6 protein-coding genes are annotated in these 20,539 nt (G+C 37.0%); 5 read left to right on the forward strand and 1 reads right to left on the reverse strand.

Features of this window, described 5'->3' with window-relative positions:
• Positions 1-97 precede the first annotated feature (97 nt).
• Positions 98-4,270, forward strand: coding sequence for a BspA family leucine-rich repeat surface protein (locus BC781_RS14380; RefSeq protein ID WP_109618929.1), 4,173 nt, complete (start codon positions 98-100; stop codon positions 4,268-4,270).
• A gap of 80 nt (positions 4,271-4,350) precedes the next feature.
• On the opposite strand, the gene trpF is transcribed toward BC781_RS14380, so the two are convergent.
• Positions 4,351-4,974, reverse strand: a complete 624-nt coding sequence (gene trpF, locus BC781_RS14385; protein ID WP_109618931.1) for a phosphoribosylanthranilate isomerase — start codon at positions 4,972-4,974, stop codon at positions 4,351-4,353.
• Positions 4,975-5,149: 175 nt separating this feature from the next.
• Between trpF and BC781_RS14390 the strand changes: the two genes are divergently transcribed.
• From BC781_RS14390 to BC781_RS14405, 4 genes are all read left to right on the forward strand, one after another.
• On the forward strand, positions 5,150-5,467 hold the full coding sequence (locus tag BC781_RS14390; RefSeq protein ID WP_109618933.1) for a thioredoxin family protein: 318 nt from the start codon (positions 5,150-5,152) through the stop codon (positions 5,465-5,467).
• A 6-nt stretch (positions 5,468-5,473) separates the two neighbouring features.
• Positions 5,474-5,716 carry a DUF6952 family protein gene (locus BC781_RS14395; protein WP_109618935.1) on the forward strand — a complete coding sequence of 81 codons (243 nt, stop codon included), beginning with the start codon at positions 5,474-5,476 and terminating at the stop codon, positions 5,714-5,716.
• A gap of 156 nt (positions 5,717-5,872) precedes the next feature.
• Positions 5,873-7,849, forward strand: a complete 1,977-nt coding sequence (locus tag BC781_RS14400) for a DUF3857 domain-containing protein (RefSeq protein WP_109618937.1) — start codon at positions 5,873-5,875, stop codon at positions 7,847-7,849.
• Positions 7,850-8,250: 401 nt separating this feature from the next.
• Positions 8,251-20,520 (forward strand): Ig-like domain-containing protein, encoded by a 12,270-nt coding sequence (locus BC781_RS14405; protein ID WP_109618940.1) that lies wholly within the window; start codon positions 8,251-8,253, stop codon positions 20,518-20,520.
• Positions 20,521-20,539: the final 19 nt, after the last annotated feature.

The following is a 20,539-nucleotide window of genomic DNA, read 5'->3' on the forward strand; positions in this document are numbered from 1 at the left end:
TTCTGTTAAGGTCTAATCTAGTTTGAAATAGTTAGTTGTGCATCATTCATTTTATAATCAAGTTTTTATATTTGTTATGAAACTAATTATTTTTTAGATGAAAAACTTTTACCTAACATCAAGCTTATCTTTAAGCTTATTCTTTTCACTACTGTTTACTTCAAACCTTTGGGCACAAGACCGTCCTTTTATTGTCACAGTAGAAATTCCTGAAAACAGTAAAGACTTTTACATCAAGATTGCTGGAGAAACCAATGGCTCTGGCGCAAGTGATTATACCATTGATTGGGGAGATGGTATTGTTAGTGCAGGTGGTTCAATGACTGAGAGGCACGAAAGTCATATTTATGCTGCTCCAGGAACTTATACAGTAAGTGTGAGTGGCTTTATGCCCAATTTGACTTTCATGAAGTTCCAATATGCATCACCTAATTCTAATGAAGCCAAAAATGCTGCAAAAGTAAAGACATTGGAGCAGTGGGGAGATAACACTTGGTATAGTACGGGTTTTATGCTAGGTCATACTAAAAATATGGTTTGCAATTATACCGATAGTCCAGACTTATCAAATGTTATTAGTATGATTTGGATGTTTGGTTTTAGTGCTTTTAATGGAACTGTTGTAGACTGGGATGTTTCGAATGTTGAGGATTTATCATTTGTATTTCACGAAACACGTTCGTTCAATGGCGATTTGAGTTCATGGGATGTATCAAATGTAACGAATATGTCATGGATTTTTTATGGAGCAGAAAGTTTTAATGGTGATTTGAGTTCATGGGATGTGTCAAGTGTAGTGTACATGATATCAATGTTTTATAGGGCAAATTCTTTTGAAGGAGATTTAAGTACATGGGATGTGTCATCAGCGACAGATATGTCTTCGATGTTTTATAATGTGAATAATTTCACGAGTGACTTGAGTTCATGGGATGTATCTTCAGTGACGGATATGTCCTCGATGTTTTATAATGTGAATAATTTCACGAGTGACTTGAGTTCATGGGATGTGTCTTCGGTGACGAATATGTCCTCAATGTTTTATAATGTGAATAATTTCACGAGTGATTTGAGTTCATGGGATGTGTCTTCGGTGACGAATATGTCCTCAATGTTTTATAATGTGAATAATTTCACAAGTGACTTGAGTTCATGGGATGTGTCTTCAGTGACGGATATGTCCTCGATGTTTTATAATGTGAATAATTTCACGAGTGACTTGAGTTCATGGAATGTGTCTTCAGTGACAGATATGTCCTCGATGTTTTATGAAGTAAATTTAGGTTTTATAAACTATGAAAAACTATTGATTGCTTGGGCAGAGCAAGATGTGGTACATAATGTTAATTTTTGGGGTGGCAATAACTTCTGTAATCAAAAATCAATTGCAGCAAGGCAAAAATTGATTATCGAAAAAGGATGGAGTATATCAGATAAAGGTATTAAATGTCCTGGTCCTGTAAGTTTTAATGCTTTAGGAGGGACTCCTAACATTATAGATGATCAAACACCTAATGATGATCATCAAGTAGTACCTCCTAGTGAGGCGCCAACAAAGGATGGATTATATGCGAAATGGTATACGAGTGAAGACGAGGGCGTAACATTTGGTGACGCTTGGGATTTCAATGATGTCGTAATTTCGGAAATGACTCTATATGCTCAATATTATGAAGGAGGAACTATTACTTATGAATTAAGTGGTGGAGAAAATAATCCTAAGAATCCTTTAGCATATACTGTACATGATGAAATAGTTTTTAGTACTCCAAGCAAACTAGGGTATAGTTTCTTAGGTTGGTATGATAATGCAGATTTCGAGGGAGAACCTATAGAGACTGTCGAATTAGGTAGTAGAGGTAATGTTAGTCTTTGGGCTCAATGGGAAATTGAGGAATATACAATTACATATTCATTGAATGGAGGTGATAACAGTGCTAGTAATCCATCTATCTATACCGTTCTAGATGAAGTTACACTTGAAGAGCCTACAAAGTTAGGATATGCATTCTTAGGTTGGTATGATAATCAATACTTTACAGGAGAACCTCTTACAGATCTAATAGGAATAGCTAGAGATATTAATCTTTGGGCAAAATGGGAGTTTGGAGTTAAACCACAAGGAGAAGGGACAGAGGCTAATCCATACCAAATCTCCAATCTTGGAGAGTTGCGTTGGTTATCAGTTGGTTTGGAGAATGGTTTAACAGAGGAAGAACGTTGGCAAGGAGATAATGCATTTTATGTACTCACTGCAAACATTGATGCAACTGAAACAGCAGAATGGCGAAATGGTAAAGGTTTTGCACCTATCGGATCTTATTTTTCTTATCTATTTGATGGTAGTTTTGATGGGCAGGGTTATACTATTTCTAATTTATATATTTCAAATGAGTCTGAGAATGACCAAGGTTTGTTTGGGGGTATTTTTGGTGCTGAAATTAAAAACCTCAGATTAGAAAATCTGCAAATTAAAGGAAATGATGCAGTAGGAGCAATAGGCTATGCAGCGCAATCTACAATAACAGGTATTCATGTAAGTGGAACAATAGAAGGAAATGAGCGTGTAGGTGGTATTGTAGGTTCACTGACAAATACAACTATAGGTCAGTCTTCATCTGATGTTGAGATTACGGCTAGTAAAGAAGTAGGAGGACTTGTTGGATATGCGACAACTGTTTTTGGAGCGGGTGGCTTAGATGCTAAAATTAATTATTCTTTTGCTGTTGGAGAAATCAATGGGACAAGTCATTTGGGTGGTATATTAGGTTATGGAGCTACGAGTGTAGAAATTTCGAATACTTTCTCAACCCTTGATATTTCGGGAGCAAGTGAAGTAGGAGGTATTGCAGGTGAAAATAATGGAGGTTATACAGAAAAATCTTATGCTATAGGAGCTATCTCTGCAAGCGGAAGCAGTGTAGGAGGTGTGATTGGTGTAAATTCTACGGGACTTTGGGTAGAAAAATCGTATTGGGATAAAGAAACAACTGGAGTTACTACATCGGCAGGTCTCAATGATAGTAATGGTTTGAAGACAAGTGAATTCAACCAACAAAATAAATTCTCATCTTGGGACTTTACAAATGATTGGGTTATTACCAAACTCCGTTATGATGAAGCTCCACGTCCGTATTTTAGATGGCAGACGATTGAAGTTACGGCTACAACGGATGGTAATGGAGTAATTGAAGGAGATGCTCTATTTGTAGAAGTAGGTAGTAGTCCAATATTTACTGTAGTACCGAATGAAGGCTATAATGTCTCAACGGTTACTGTTGATGAACAAGAGATTACATTGGATGACAATTCAAGCTTTACTATTGAGGAAGTGACTGAAGCAGCAACAATTCATGCAACCTTTGAGTTGAAGACTTTTGATATTACAGTCACTCAAGCTGATAATGGAGTGATCAGCCCTTCAACAGCAACTGTAGATTATGACTCAAGTCAAGTATTCACGATTACACCAAATGAAGGTTATGAAATCACAGACGTACAAGTAGATGGAGAATCAGTTGGCATTGTAAGTGAATATACTTTTGAGAATGTATCAGAAGAACATACAATCACAGCAAGCTATGCTTTGAAGACCTTTGATATCACAGTTACTCAAGGAGAGAATGGGATGATAAGTCCTTCCACTACAACCGTAAACTATGGCTCTAATCAGACTTTTGTAATTACAGCAGATGATAATTATGAGATTGCAGATGTATTAGTTGATGGAGAGTCAGTAGGTCTTGTGAGTGAATATACTTTTGAGAATGTGACCGAGGTACATGCAATTACAGCAAGCTTTATCATTAAATCTTTTAAGATTTCAGTATTACAATCTGAAGGAGGTGAGATCAGCCCTGAATCAACTATTGTGAACTATGGCAAAGAGCTAAGTTTCACAATCACGCCAGATTATGGCTATAACATTGCTAATGTTTATGTAGATGGCGAAGGAGTAGGAGCTATAGAATCTTATACTTTTGAAAATGTGACTGAAGAACATGAGATCAGAGCAGAATTTTCGCGAATTACTTCGGTAGAGATAGAGTTAGGTGAAATTTCGTTCTACCCTAATCCATCTTCTCATTGGATAGAACTAAGTGGTATAGAGACAAATAGTAATCTTTTGATTGTGAATAGTATAGGAGTAAGCGTAGCTAGTTATAATATCAAAACATCCAAACAAAAGATATCTATAGTAGAATTACCAACTGGTGTGTATTTTCTTAAGTTAGATGGGAAATTAATAGGGAAACTGGTTAAAGAATAAATTTTATTTTAATAAAATCAAAGCCTCTTACGATGCACTTCGTAAGAGGCTTTTTTGAATGTGGTATTTGAAAATATCAATTAGTTGAAAGCAAATTCATCTGTATCTAATTCTTCCAAAATATCTGCAAGTTCATCAAAATCATTGATTCCTACCTTGATTTCTGCTCCTCCCTTCAATGAAATACCTTCAGGTTGAATAGTATCAATCATTTCTGTAACATTCTCATGATTGATGCCGAAGCCCAAGAATAGCTTAAATTCTTTGGCTACTTTACTCAAAAGATCAATTCTTTTGGCATCAAGTTGAGCCTTAGATTCGATAATAATAAAATCAACTTTATCTTTTACAGCAGTTAACACTGAGGTTACATCTTCTAATTCGGCTTCAATGGCCAAATCATATTTAAATACTAATGGAGTAGCTAAGTTCTGTAAATCTTCGAGTAAGTCTAGTTTATCGGTCTGGATGAAATCGAATTTTTCATAGGCTTCAAAGTCAATATCCAATGACTGGTTGATTTCTGCGACAAACTTAATTCCTGCCAACCAAGAAGAGATTTCTTTAAATCTTTCAGGGCTTACAAAGTCAGGATGTTCTTTGTCAAGAGGAAAACCAATCATTTCAACTCCCATTCCTGCACAATATCTACCATTGTGTAAGTTAGTAACTTCGCTTACTTTTACTCTGGTTTTTAAAGCCATGTTAAGTTTATATTTAAAGCTTGATTTAATAACTTTACTTCTAATAACTCACTAAATTAATTCAAATTATATTAAAAAAAGATGAATAATTGTGAATGTTGCTTTTTCTAAAACTGCATCACAAATTTAGTGTTCTTTATTAAAAAATTATTTCGGAACGAAAATTACATTAAAAATGGCAGTAATCGACGCTTTTGATAATAATATCCAAGATCTTTTAAATGAAAATAAAAAAGTTGTCATCAAGTTTTATGCGGGTTGGTGTGGCTCATGTCGACTATTTAAACCTAAATATCGAAGGCTATCTGAAGATGAGCGATTCTCGAATGTCGCTTTTTTAGATATTGATGCTGAACAAAACCCTGAAATTAGAAAGAAAGCAGGTGTGAATAATTTACCATTCTTTGCAGTATTTAAAGATGGAGAATTGGTTGATGCTAAAACGACAGCAAAGGAAGATGCTGTTGTAGAAATGATTCAGAAAATATTATAGTTCAATATGAAAATACCTGTGATAAAAAAGTTAGTAGCCAACTACTCTGTAGAGGAATTGGAGAAGGCTGAAGAGGCTTTAGGGGATGAACAGAAGCCTCAAATTGAAATAGATGGAGAGGATGAGGGAGAAATGCTTACTCATGCCTATGCTGCTATTTGGGTTAAGAATAAAATGATTGAAGATAATATGGAATTTAGGGAAGCTATGAGAGCTTTTACTCAAAAAGTCAGAAAGTCTATTAGCTAGTATTTTATAGAAGGTCAATGCTTATTTTTATTGACCTTCTATATTTTGAATATCCTAATCTGCTATTATCAGCTTAGAAGAGATTATAAAATATGAAGACTTTTATGATCCAAGAGTTTTACTTTTTCAACTAGTTAGAATAATTAAACGTCAATTATGAAATATTTTTTGGTTCTATTTTTTATTGCAATTCTACCTTTATCTTCTATTGCGCAAGATAGTGCTAGTATAGAGTTAGATACCTTAGAAGTTGAAACTGATTCTACAGAGTCAGAATATCATTTTTGGGGTAATATTACCGATGCTCATCTAAATATGAAAGTAGCACCTATAGATTCAGCCTCACATTCTGTGATGTTATATGATATAGGGAGTTACAATTTTTATTATTCGTCAAGACCAGTTCTATTTAAAAGAAAACGGATTGTAAAAATTTTAAAGGAAGATGGTATAAATGATTACGGTGTGATTGAAATACCCTTTCAGTCTTATACCGATAGAGTTTATAATTATGATGCAGCTATTATTAGACAAGAGGATGACTCAGTTATTATAAATACTGTTCCAGCAGAAAATTTTGTGATTGAAGAGGGCTATGATGGTTGGGCTTCTCTTAAAATAGCATTTACGAAGTTACAAATTGGGGATATTATTATTTGGAACTATTGGAAGTCTTCAGACAATCCCATTTACATAGAACCGTGGGAGTTTCAGAATGAAATTCCAACCTTGTCAAGTCGAATATCTGTTTCAAGAATTCACCCCAACCTTAAATTTAATTATTATATAAGGGGGGAAGCGTTAGCTGATAAGTATACAGGAGGTGACTTCAGTCTTTTTGAATTAAACGATTTACCACCAATGAAGGATGAGGCATTTGTTAGTAATCCAAAAGACTATAAAGATGTTATTTATTTTCAGCTTTCGGGCATTGAAATACCAGGATATAAAAAAAGAGGGTTTATGAGATCATGGGATGATCTTTCTAAATCATTTTATAGTAGAGATGAAGTCAAATCTTTCCATAAAGGACGTAAGTATAAAAATGACTTAGAACTTATTCCATATTCATCAGATAGTTTGGTTTATCTTCAGAATATAAGAAATTATGTGATTGAGCATTTTGAGTGGGATGGTAAAGAAGGCTTGTACCCAAAGCTTAGTCATAAACAATTAGATAAAAAGAAGATAGCAAATTCTGCTACAATTAATTTATATCTTCATGGTCTTTTGAAAGAGGCAGGGTTTGACGTTTCGTTATTTCTAATAAGTACTAGAAGTAATGGTCAGTTTTCGACCAAAACACCACTCTTAACACAATTCAATTATCTTCTCTGTTACTTGAATTTAGATAATCAAGTGCTTTTACTTGATGCGACAACGAAAGAGTTACCATATGACATACTTCCAATGGAGTGTTGGGTAGGGAATGGTTTGAAGTTAGGGAAAAAGGAAGGAGAATCTGAAATGATAAGTGGCTTAAAAACTTCTAAAAATTATAGAAGTAGAAGCTTAGTGAATATCTCTTTTGATTCTTTACTGAATATGAATGTGAGTCGTAAGGTAAGCTATTCTGGTTTTGAAGCAATGTTAGTTCGCGAAATCTTAAATCAAGAAGGTGAAAAGAAGTTTAAGGAATTATATATGCCGTCAGATATTGAAGATGATTCTATTGCAATTCAAAATAATGATGATCCTAGTAAAGATCTATTGATTGACATGAGTTATTTCAAAGAAAGGGAAGATGGTGTATATTTTGATATCTCTCAATTTTTTGAAATTCAAGAAAATGACTTTAAACAAGAAACTAGATATCTTCCAATTGAAATCTCACATGATCAGAGAATATATCAAGTCATTAACATTGAAGTACCTGATAATTATAGTTTAAGTTCCATCCCGAAACCTGTTAAATTGGTAATCCCTGGTAGATTAGGATCATTTCAATATAATGTAGTTGAGCGAAACTATAATATGGAGGGGGAAATGAAGAATGTTATATCAATCAATATTGTGTATAATCTAAAAGAAATTATCATTCAGAAAGATTATTATCAGTATTACAAAGAGTTTCATATTCAGCTTCTAGCTAAACTCAAAGAGCCTTTGATTTTTACAAAAAATGAGATGTAGAAGTCAGGTTAATATAGTTAAAACAATCTTCTTTTTTTGGAATCAAATTATTCTTAAAAGCCACTTTAACATTGTTAAAGTGGCTTTTATTCTTTCAGATGAAATCTCTTTAAGTACTGATTTGAATGAGCGATTAATATTTATCTAAAAGTTATTTTATGGTCTGGAATTTACAAAACGCCTTCTCGAATGGTAATATTATTTAATAGAATGACTTTTAACTAAAAAATATATCGTATATTTCAAAACCTTTTATAATAATATAGATTATTGTAAATGTCCAATTGTAAATGTGTAGCTAATGATGAGATAATTACTTGATTATTTATGCATCATCGGCCTTATAAGCAAGTATTCCTATATCAGTTTACTTTGCTAACTATCTAAAATTCAATTATTAAATGACTCACTTACCTATTAAAATAAGATGGATCTATTCAGTTCCACTTATTTTTATGCTTAGTATCACGCAGTTATATGCCCAAGAGAGTAATTGTGGAGATGGCATAGATAACGATGGAGATGGACTTATTGATTGTTTTGATGGCGACTGTTATACAAGTGAAGAATGTGACTTGTATGAAGCTGATTATTGCCAATCAATCTTACCTGACTCAAAAGAGTTTGGGATGCAGCTCCGAAATAATTTTGTTTCAGGAACCTATACAGTCCGCAGTACTGGAGAATCTAAAACGTTTAATCCAACAGGTTATGACACACCCAAAGTAGCGGATGTAGATAATGATGGAGTATTAGAGATTGTAGTAGTTGGGGACAATTCCGGAGACAAGGGTATCTATATATTTGATCCTGTAGCAGACGATTTGGAGTATTACATACCAATTATTATGTCTGGAAAAAATGCTGGAACTTCAATTGCAAATGTTGATACAGACCCCTTTGTTGAGATTTTTATCGCTACAGGAAAAGAAAATTCTTCAGGAGATAATTCTTTAAGAAGATATGATTTTGATGGTTCAAATTGGAGTGAGTACTCTAATGGTAATTGGCCTATCTTAAATGCTTATTCAAGAAGAGGTTTTCCTGCAGATATCGTAGATTTTAATGAAGACGGTAAAGCTGAGTTACTTTTTTATGGACAAGAAGCAGGTGGTAAAACTGCCAAAATTTACGATGTAGCTAACGGGGAAGTTCTAGTTGATATAGGAGCTAAATCTTCAGAATTGCTCAATAATCTATATTGGAAAGATGTTTTTGCTTATGCTGATGTCATCCCCGAAGGATTTAACACCGGTTCAAAAACATTACAGTATGCTAAAGGTGTAGAATTGATTACAGGTAATCGAATCTATACTATTGATATTGAATCTGGTAATATAGAAGACGTATGGGATTCTAACCCAGTAGGTGTTCATAAATCTTATGTTGGAGGAATTGATGATAGTGATGCCGGGCAAAAAGTAGCTTTGGGTGATATGAATATGGATGGTTTTCTCGATGTGATTTCTTCTGGGCAAGGTAAATTATCTGTATGGGATCCGTTAACGAATGCTGCTATTTACTCAACTTTTGATCTTGGTGGTGGACGTAAAGGTAGTGTAGCTTGTATTGGTGATGTAGATGGTGATTTAGAAAATAGACCAGAAATTGGGATTGTTTCATCTAGGTATGTTGAGGTTTTAAGGGCGAATGATGCTACAGGTAAGTTAGAAAGAGTGTGGGGGCTGGCAAATTCTGATGGTTCAGGGGAAACTGCTTGTAATTTCTTTGACTTTGAGGGGGATGGAAGTGTAGAAATGGTATACAGAGATGAGGATGACCTTTGGGTATATGAAGGTGAAGGCAACGGCTCTGGTGGAGCTGAAGTACTGTTAACTTCTAATGAAACTTATAATACAAATAATGGTCTTATCACCGATGTAGATGGTTGTTCAAGTAATACAGGAAATGAACACCCTATAATTGTAGATGTAGATCAGAATGACCGAGCTGATATTGTAGTGGCTTGTGAGGAAGGAATTCGAGTTTATCGAGATCGTTTAACACCATGGATTGCATCTAGAAAGATATTTAACCAAAGGTCTTATAACTATGTGAATATCAATGATGATTTGACAATTCCTGCACCCATGCAACAGAATCATAAGGTTGATCGTCTGAACAATTACCTTACACAGTTATATCGTATAGATCAGTCTGGTAATCCATTTTACCCTGCTCCTGATTTTACAGTAGAAGTAAAAAGTATAGAGAATTTATGTAGTGGTGCTGACAATGATGAGGTAGACTTTGTCCTAAATATTCTAAATTATGGAGATGGTCATGCGGATAAATTTGAGTTACCAATTACTTTCTATGATGGGGACCCGTCTGTAGCTGGAGCTCGATTTATTAAGCAAGAAATAGTTGAGATTGATTTATATCCTTTAAATGCTCATGAAACTCATGTGATTGGAGTTAAGATGAGTGATCTTGATGGTGATAGTGCATCGGATGGGCTTGACGGAGAAATTTATATCACGATCAATGATAATGTGAAAGGATTGTCAGTGGGAGATTATACTACTGAAGCAACTCAATTGCCAAATTCGCCTTACCCAGAGTGTAACTATGATAATAACACAGTTGGACCATTTTTATTAAGTGACTGTGCTTTAAAAGCTCCAATTATTACTCTTGATAAAGATGAGAGTAGTCATGGTGGTTCTTTACATTTCACTGATTTTGCAACTAGTTTTACAGAAGATGGGGTAAGAGTTTCAATCACTGATTCTGATGTAGAAATTACTGACGATGGCGCTGAAATTTATGAAGCGATTATAGAGCTTTATAACCCTTTAGATGGTTCAAATGCCGAAGGTTTATATTGGGATGCTACAGCATTGTCAGACCTCGGAATTTCAACTCTATCTAATCAAGGAGATGATATCGTCTATTTTTCAGGAAACGCATCTTTAAGTGCTTATCAAGATGCTATTAAGTTAGTCTCTTATCAAAATACTTCTGATATCCCAAACCAAGATGAACGTCTAGTAATTATTCGAGTTAAAGATGTAAATGATGGCTTAGAAAGTGGTTCTGCTGTTTGTCGAATCAATATTCAAGGTGTCAATGACTTACCTTCTTCTGAAGATAAAACGGTCTCAACTGAGGAAGATATTAATTATATCTTTAATGGAACTGAGTTTGAATTCAGTGATCCAGATAAAGGTACTTTAACAGCTATTCGCATTGAAACTCTACCTTCAAAAGGTACTTTATACTTTGATGAAAATCTAGATGCTACTTTAGCAGAAAGTGAAAAAGTAAATGCTTCAGATGAGTTCTCAATTAATGATGTTTATGCTACAAAGTTAATTTTTGTACCAGTAACAAATGAATCAGGAATAGCTGATGATGATTTCATTTACACAAGCTTTTCATTCAAAGTCAAAGATGAAGCTGATTATTCATCAGATGATTATACAGTAACTGTTCGTGTAATTCCTACTAATGATCCACCAACAGCCGCAGATAATACATTTACTTTAGTTGAAGACAATGATCATACTTTTGCTCCTTCTGATTTTAATTTTAATGATACAGATGGAGATGAATTGCATAAACTTAAATTTATTTCAATTCCAGCTAAAGGTTCGTTCTTTAATGATAAGAACAGTAATGGTGAAATAGATGAAGGCGAATGTATTGCTCCTTATGATGAATTACTTGAAGAAGATATTAATCAACTAATTTATAGACCAGCAGCAAATGACAGTGGAGATCCTTATGCATATTTTGATTTCTATGTAAATGATCAAAAAGAGTATTCAGAAGAATATTATCAAATCAACTTTGTTGTTACTCCATTTAATGATGCTCCTGTAGCAGAACAGGATTCTTATAATTTGGATGAAGGAAGTTCTCTGACGATACTAACTGATGCTGATAAAATTCTTTATAACGACAGTGATGTAGAAGACGAAGGCTTATCGATAAGTCAAATTACATTTAAAAAACCTGACAATTCTGTAATTACAATCTTAGCTAATGTAGAAACAGCTTTGACTTATGGTGATTTTACATGGTACACAGATGGTAGTTTTACATATGAACAAAATGTAGATATTACTCTTGGTGAAGGAGGAGAGCTTAAAGAAGTCTTGAATTATAAAATCACAGATGGAAACAGCGAATCTGAGGTAACTCAAGTGGAGATTACTATAAATGGTAAAAATGATCCTCCAGTAGCCGAAGATGATAATGCAGGTAATGATTTTTATGAAAATGAAGAGCATACAGCCAACCTTCTAACAAATGATTCAGACCCTGATGGTGATGACTTGAGTATTGCAAATGTAGGAGGAATAACTTCAGGTACTTACATAGGTACTTATGGAAATTTGGTTTGGAGTACTGATGGTTCATTTACTTATTCGCCAGATCAAGATAAGTTAAAACCGCTTAAGGCAGGTGAAAGCAAGACGGAAACGATTCCATATACAATTGAAGATGGCAATGGTGAAGAAGATGATGCTATACTGAGCATTAAAATAAATGGCATCAATGATTTGCCAACGGCAGAAAATATAACGATAGGAATAGATGAAGATGCATCTTATCAATTTGATGGTAATGAATTCCAAAATGTCTATGAAGACTTGGATAATGACGCATTATCAAAAATTCAATTAATTTATGATGCTACTATTAAAGGTTCTTGGTGGTTTAACGGAGCAGAATTTACTTCTAATCAAGAAGTACAGGCATCTGATGTAGACTTACTAGAATTCTTGCCAACTCCTAATGGTCACGGATCAGAACATGGTAAAATAGGATTTAGGGTTCATGATGGTGCGGCATTTAGTGAACGTATATATCTATTTAGAGTAAATGTAAGTTCATTGAATGATTTGCCAACAGCAACTTTAGATAGTTATACGGTTCTTGAAGATGCCTCTACTACTAACTTTATGATTTTATCAAATGATGATTTTGGTGGAGATGGAGTTGGAAGTATTTCAATTACTGTGTTGCCAAATAAAGGTGGTAGTGTAGTCTTGAATGATAATGGCACATCGAGTGATGCAAGTGATGATTATATAGAGTATACACCATCCACAAATTATTCAGGGGAAGAAAAGTTTAGTTATAAAATACTAGACTCAGACGGAGATGCCTCTGAAGTTGAAGTTACAATTACGGTTAGCCCTCAGTTTGATGCACCAAGTTCTTCGGATAAAACTGTGACTACGAATGAGGATGCAACTTATAATTTTGAGACTACAGATATTGCATTCTCAGATGTAGATGGTGATTTCTATTCAGCCTTCCAATTGTCGAGTCTACCATTAACTGAAGAAGGTGTCTTGCAGTATGATAAGGTAGCAGCGGTAGTAGGAGTAGATTATCCTGATCGCAGTAAGTTGAGCTTTGTTCCATCCTCGGATTATTCTGGTGATTCGGAGTTTACTTTTAAAGTAAAGGATGATAGTGGAGATGGGACAACAGAGTATAGTATAATATATACTGTATCTATTGATGTTTTAGCGGTAAATGACTTACCGGTACTAACTGCGAATAATGCGACTGTTTCCGAAGGATTTACCGGTGTGATTACAGACATAGGTGTAGCCGGAAGTGATGTAGATGGCGATGCTTTGAGTTATGCCTTATCTGGATCAGATGCTGCAGATTTCACGATAGATGCAGATGGTAATATTAGTTTTGTCAGTGTACCGGACTATGAGTCACCAGTTGATTCAGACGGCGATAATGTTTATGATTTGACAGTAGATTTGACTGCTGGAGATGAGAAGGTAAGTAAGTCGATTACCGTGACTGTAACAGGAGTAAATGATAACAGTCCTGTCTTAAGTGCGAATAATGCGACGGTATCTGAAGGTTTTACAGGTGTGATTACCGATATAGATGTAGAAGGCAGTGATGCAGATGGTGATGCTTTAAGTTATGCCTTATCGGGATTAGATGCAGATGATTTTGAAATTGATGAATCAAGTGGCGAAATCAGTTTTGTGAATTCTCCTGACTATGAGTCACCGGTAGATTCAGACGGCGATAATGTTTATGAATTGACAATCGATTTGTCTGCTGGCGGAGATCTAGTAAGTGAGTCGATTACCGTGACAGTAACAGGTATCAATGATAACAAGCCAGAGTTGAGCGCTGAAAATGCGACTGTTTCCGAAGGATTTACCGGTGTGATTACGGACATAGGTGTAGCCGGAAGTGATGCAGATGGTGATGCTTTAATTTATGCCTTATCGGGATTCGATGCCGCAGATTTCATGATAAATAGTGATGGTAATATCAGTTTTGTCAGTGTACCGGACTATGAATTGCCAGTTGATGCTGATACGGATAATGTCTATGAGTTAACCGTAGAGTTGACGACAGGAGGAGAGACGGTAATTAAGTCGATTACCGTAAGGGTAACAGGAGTAAATGATAACAGTCCCGTCTTAACGGCGAATAATGCGACGGTAGCTGAAGGTTTTACAGGTGTGATTACAGATGTCGGTGTAGTAGGAAGTGATGCAGATGGCGATGCTTTGAATTATGCATTATCTGGAGCAGATGCCGATGACTTTACGATAGATGCAGATGGTAATATCAGTTTTGTTAATGTACCAGATTATGAATTGCCAGTTGATTCAGACGGCGATAATGTTTATGATTTGACAGTAGAGTTGACAGCAGGAGGAGAGACGGTAAGTAAGTTGATTACCGTGACATTAACTGGAGTAAATGATAATAGCCCAGTGCTGAGTGCGAATAATGCGACTGTTTCCGAAGGATTTACAGGAGTGATAACAGATATAGATGTAGAAGGAAATGATGCAGATGGTGATGCCTTGAGTTATGCATTATCTGGAGCAGATGCCGATAACTTTACAATAGATGCTGATGGTAAGATCAGTTTTGTAAGTGTACCGGATTATGAGTTACCAGTTGATGCTGATACGGATAATAATTATGAGTTAACCGTAGAGTTGACGGCAGGAGGAGAGACGGTAAGTAAATCGATTACCGTGACCGTAACTGGAGTAAATGATAACAGCCCAGTGTTGAGTGCGAATAATGCGACTGTTCCCGAAGGATTTACAGGAGTGATTACCGATATAGATGTTGAGGGAAGTGATGCAGATGGCGATGCTTTAAGTTATGCATTATCAGGAGCAGATGCGAATGACTTTACGATAGACGTTGATGGTAATATCAGTTTTGTAAATGTACCGGATTATGAATTGCCAGTTGATACGAATACGGATAATGTTTATGAGTTAACAATAGACTTGACGGCAGGAGGAGAGACGGTAAGTGAGTCGATTACCGTGACCGTAACTGGAGTAAATGATAACAGTCCAGTGTTGAGTGCGAATAATGGGACGGTTTCCGAAGGATTTACAGGAGTGATTACCGATATAGATGTTGAGGGAAGTGATGCAGATGGTGATGCCTTGAGTTATGCCTTATCAGGAGCAGATGCGAATGACTTTACAATAGATGCTGATGGTAAGATCAGTTTTGTCAATGTACCGGATTATGAGTTACCAGTTGATGCTGATACGGATAATAATTATGAGTTAACCGTAGAGTTGACGGCAGGAGGAGAGACGGTAAGTAAATCGATTACCGTAACCGTAACTGGAGTAAATGATAACAGCCCAGTGTTAACAGCGAATAATGCGACGGTTTCCGAAGGATTTACAGGAGTGATTACCGATATAGATGTTGAGGGAAGTGATGCAGATGGCGATGCCTTGAGTTATGCATTATCAGGAGCAGATGCCGATGACTTTACGATAGATGCAGATGGTAATATCAGCTTTGTAAGTGTACCGGACTATGAGTTGCCATCGGATTCGAATACAGATAATGTTTATGAGTTAACCGTAGAGTTGACCGCTGGAAGTGAGATGGTAAGTAAGTCGATTACCGTGACGGTAACTGGCTTGAATGATAACAGTCCCGTCTTGACAGCGAATAATGCGACCGTTTCTGAAGGTCATACAGGCGTGATTACGGATGCCGGCGTATCAGGAAGTGATGCAGATGGTGATGCCTTGAGTTATGCCTTATCGGGATTAGATGCAGATGATTTTGAAATTGATGAATCAAGTGGCGAAATCAGTTTTGTAAGTGTACCGGACTATGAGTCACCAGTTGATTCAGATGGCGATAATGTTTATGAATTGACAATCGATTTGTCTGCTGGCGGAGATCTAGTAAGTGAGTCGATTACAGTGACAGTAACTGGGTTAAATGATAACAGCCCAGTGTTGAGTGCAAATAATGTGACGGTAGCTGAAGGACATACTGGTGTGATTACGGACATAGGTGTAGTGGGAAGTGATGCAGATGGCGATGCTTTAAGTTATGCCTTATCGGGATTAGATGCAGATGATTTTGAAATTGATGAATCAAGTGGAGAAATCAGATTTGTAGATGTACCGGATTATGAGTCGCCAGCCGATACGAATACAGATAATGTCTATGAGTTGACAGTAGAGTTGACGGCCGGAAGTGAGACGGTAAGTAAATCGATTACAGTGACGGTAACTGGAGTAAATGATAACTGTCCCGTCTTAACAGCGAGTAATGCGACCGTTTCTGAAGGTTTTACCGGTGTGATTACAGATATAGGTGTAGAAGGAAGTGATGCAGATAGTGATGCTTTGAGTTATGCCTTATCAGGAGCAGATGCTGCAGACTTTACGATAGATGCTGATGGTAATATCAGTTTTATAGATGTACCGGATTATGAATTGCCAATTGATACGAATACGGATAATGTGTATGAGTTGACAGTCGAGTTGACAGCTGGAAGTGAGACGGTAAGTGAGTCGATTACCGTGACAGTAACAGGCTTGAATGACAATAGTCCAGTGTTAGCGGCAAATAATGCGACGGTAGCTGAAGGTCATACTGGCGTGATAACAGATATCGTTGTAGCCGGAAGTGATGCAGATAGTGATGCTTTGAGTTATGCCTTATCAGGAGCAGATGCCACAGACTTTACGATAGATGCTGATGGTAATATCAGTTTTGTAGATGTACCGGATTATGAATTGCCAATTGATACGAATTCGGATAATGTTTATGAGTTAATAGTAGAGTTGACAGCAGGAGGAGAGACGGTAAGTAAATCGATTACCGTGACCGTAACTGGCTTGAATGATAATAGTCCAGTGTTAACGGCGAATAATGCGACGGTAGCTGAAGGATTTACAGGAGTGATTACCGATATAGATGTAGAAGGTAGTGATGCGGATGGTGATGCTTTGAGTTATGCATTATTGGGAGCAGATGCAGATGACTTTACGATAGATGCAGGTGGTAATATCAGCTTTGTAGATGTACCAGATTATGAGTCGCCAGCCGATATGAATACGGATAATGTTTATGAGTTGACCATAGAGTTGACGGCTGGAAGTGAGACGGTAAGTAAGTTGATTACCGTGACCGTAACTGGAGTAAATGATAACAGTCCAGTGTTATCGGCGAATAATGCGACGGTAGCTGAAGGTTTTACTGGTGTTATTACAGATATCGATGTTGTAGGAAGTGATGCAGATGGCGATGCTTTAAGTTATGCATTATCAGGAGCAGATGCGAATGACTTTACGATAGACGTTGATGGTAATATCAGTTTTGTAAGTGTACCGGATTATGAATTGCCAGTTGATACGAATACAGATAATATTTATGAGTTGACCGTCGAGTTGACAGCAGGAGATGAGACTGTAAGTAAGTCGATTACCGTGACAGTAACTGGAGTAAATGATAACAGTCCCGTCTTAAGTGCGAATAATGCGACCGTTTCTGAAGGTTTTACTGGTGTGATTACGGATATCGGTGTAGCCGGAAGTGATGCAGATGGCGATGCCTTGAGTTATGCATTATCAGGAGCAGATGCCGATGACTTTACAATAGATGCAGATGGTAATATCAGCTTTATAAGTGTACCGGATTATGAGTTGCCAGTTGATGTTGATACGGATAATATTTATGGATTGACAGTAGAGTTGACGGCAGGAAGTGAGACGGTAAGTGAGTCGATTACCGTAAGGGTAACAGGAGTAAATGATAACAGTCCCGTTTTAAGTGCGAATAATGCGATCGTTTCAGAAGGATTTACTGGTGTGATTACGGACGTCGGAGTAGTAGGAAGTGATGCAGATGGCGATGCTTTGAGTTATGCCTTATCGGGGTTAGATGCCGCAGACTTTACGATAGATAGTGATGGTAATATCAGTTTTGAAGATGTACCGGATTATGAGTCGCCAGTTGATGCTGATACGGATAATATTTATGAGTTAACAGTAGAGTTGACGGCTGCAGATGAGACGGTAAGTAAATCGATTACCGTGACCGTAACTGGCTTGAATGATAATAGTCCAGTGTTAACGGCGAATAATGCGACGGTAGCTGAAGGATTTACAGGAGTGATTACCGATATAGATGTAGAAGGTAGTGATGCGGATGGCGATGCTTTGAGTTATGCCTTATCGGGGTTAGATGCCGCAGACTTTACGATAGATAGTGATGGTAATATCAGTTTTGAAGATGTACCGGATTATGAGTCGCCAGTTGATGCTGATACGGATAATATTTATGAGTTGACAGTAGAGTTGACGGCAGGAGGAGAGATGGTAAGTGAGTCGATTACCGTGACCGTAACTGGCTTGAATGACAATAGTCCCGTCTTAAGTGCGAATAATGCGATGGTAGTTGAAGGTTTTACTGGTATGATTACGGATATCGGCGTAGCCGGAAGTGATGCAGATGGTGATGCTTTAAGTTATGCCTTATCTGGGACAGATGCAGATGACTTTACGATAGATGCTGATGGTAATATCAGTTTTGTCTATGTACCAGATTATGAGTCTCCAGTTGATGCGAATACGGATAATGTTTATGAGTTGACAGTAGAGTTGACGGCAGGAGGAGAGATGGTAAGTGAGTCGATTACCGTGACCGTAACTGGCTTGAATGACAATAGTCCCGTCTTAAGTGCGAATAATGCGACCGTTTCAGAAGGATTTACCGGTGTGATTACGGACATAGGTGTAGTAGGAAGTGATGCAGATGGCGATGCTTTGAGTTATGCCTTATCTGGAGCAGATGCAGATGACTTTACGATAGATGCTGATGGTAAAATCAGTTTTGTAAGTGTACCGGACTATGAGTCGCCAGTTGATACGAATTCGGATAATGTTTATGAGTTAACTGTAGAGTTGACAGCAGGAGGAGAGACGGTAAGTCAGGCTGTAATAGTGACTGTTTTACAGATTGAAATTCCAGATTCTGATGAGGATGGTATTTCAGATTCGGAAGAAGGCAATGGTGATACAGATGGAGATGGTACTCCAGATTACTTAGATCAAGATTCCGATGGCGATGGAATTCCAGATTCAGAAGAAGGCAGTGGTGATACAGATGATGATGGCGTTCCAGATTATAAGGATGAAGACGCTGATGGAGATGGAATCTCAGATTCGGAAGAAGGTAGTGGCGATACGGATGGAGATAGCATTCCAGATTATCTAGATGAAGACGCTGATGGTGACGGTATTCCAGATTCAGAGGAGGGTAATGTAGATACCGATGATGACGGCACTCCAGATTATAAAGATGAAGATTCAGATGATGATGGTATCTCGGATTTGGAAGAAGGAAGTGGCGATACGGACGGAGATGGTATTCCGAATTATAAGGATGAAGATACAGATGGAGATGGTATCTCGGATTCGGAAGAAGGAAGTGGCGATACGGATGGAGATGGTATTCCGAATTATAAGGATGAAGAAGCTGATGGCGATGGAATCCCAGATTCAGAGGAAGGTACTGTCGATACCGATGATGATGGCACTCCAGATTATAAGGATGAAGATTCCGATGGTGATGGTATCTCAGATTCAGAGGAAGGTAATGTCGATACCGATGATGATGGCACTCCAGATTATCTAGATCAAGATTCAGATGATGATGGTATTTCAGATTCGGAAGAAGGTAGTGGTGATACGGATGGCGATGGTATTCCAGATTATAAGGATGAAGATTCCGATGGCGATGGCATCCCAGATTCAGAGGAAGGTAATGTCGATACGGATGATGATGGCACCCCAGATTATCTAGATGAAGATTCCGATGATGACGATATTTCAGATTCAGAAGAAGGTAGTGGTGATACAGATGATGATGGCATCCCTGATTATAAGGATGATGATGCTGATAATGATGGCATCTATGATGATGAAGAGGGGAATGTAGACACTGATAATGACGGAATTCCGGATTACAAGGATGAAGATTCTGATAATGATGGAATTTTAGATAAGGATGAGGCTGGAGACGATCCATTCTCTGACTGTGATAAAGATGGAATTCCAGATTACTTAGATCAAGATTTATGTGATGTAGAGGTTTCCAAAGGGTTCTCACCAGATGGTGATGGGCAAAATGATTTCTGGTATATCGAAGGCATAGAGTTACATCCAAATAATAATGTCAAGATCTTTAACCGTTGGGGAAATCTGATATTTGAGCGCAAAGGTTACAACAATGAAGATGTGGTGTGGAAAGGACAAGCAGAGAAAGGATTAGTAGCTGGTGGTAGCCAAGTACCAGAAGGGACTTATTTCTATCTCATAGAATTAGGTAATGGCTTGAAACCTTTAAGTGGATATGTAATTATTAAGCGCTAATGATTAAGAAGATGAAAAG

Source organism: Sediminitomix flava, from assembly GCF_003149185.1.
In the GTDB taxonomy this organism is placed as follows: domain Bacteria; phylum Bacteroidota; class Bacteroidia; order Cytophagales; family Flammeovirgaceae; genus Sediminitomix; species Sediminitomix flava.

Excerpts from the sequence above, each read along its gene's own strand:
- BC781_RS14380 (WP_109618929.1), top strand. The coding sequence starts at position 98 with ATGAAAAACTTTTACCTAACATCAAGCTTATCTTTAAGCTTATTCTTT.
- trpF (WP_109618931.1), bottom strand. The coding sequence starts at position 4,974 with ATGGCTTTAAAAACCAGAGTAAAAGTAAGCGAAGTTACTAACTTACAC.
- BC781_RS14390 (WP_109618933.1), top strand. The coding sequence starts at position 5,150 with ATGGCAGTAATCGACGCTTTTGATAATAATATCCAAGATCTTTTAAAT.
- BC781_RS14395 (WP_109618935.1), top strand. The coding sequence starts at position 5,474 with ATGAAAATACCTGTGATAAAAAAGTTAGTAGCCAACTACTCTGTAGAG.
- BC781_RS14400 (WP_109618937.1), top strand. The coding sequence starts at position 5,873 with ATGAAATATTTTTTGGTTCTATTTTTTATTGCAATTCTACCTTTATCT.
- BC781_RS14405 (WP_109618940.1), top strand. The coding sequence starts at position 8,251 with ATGACTCACTTACCTATTAAAATAAGATGGATCTATTCAGTTCCACTT.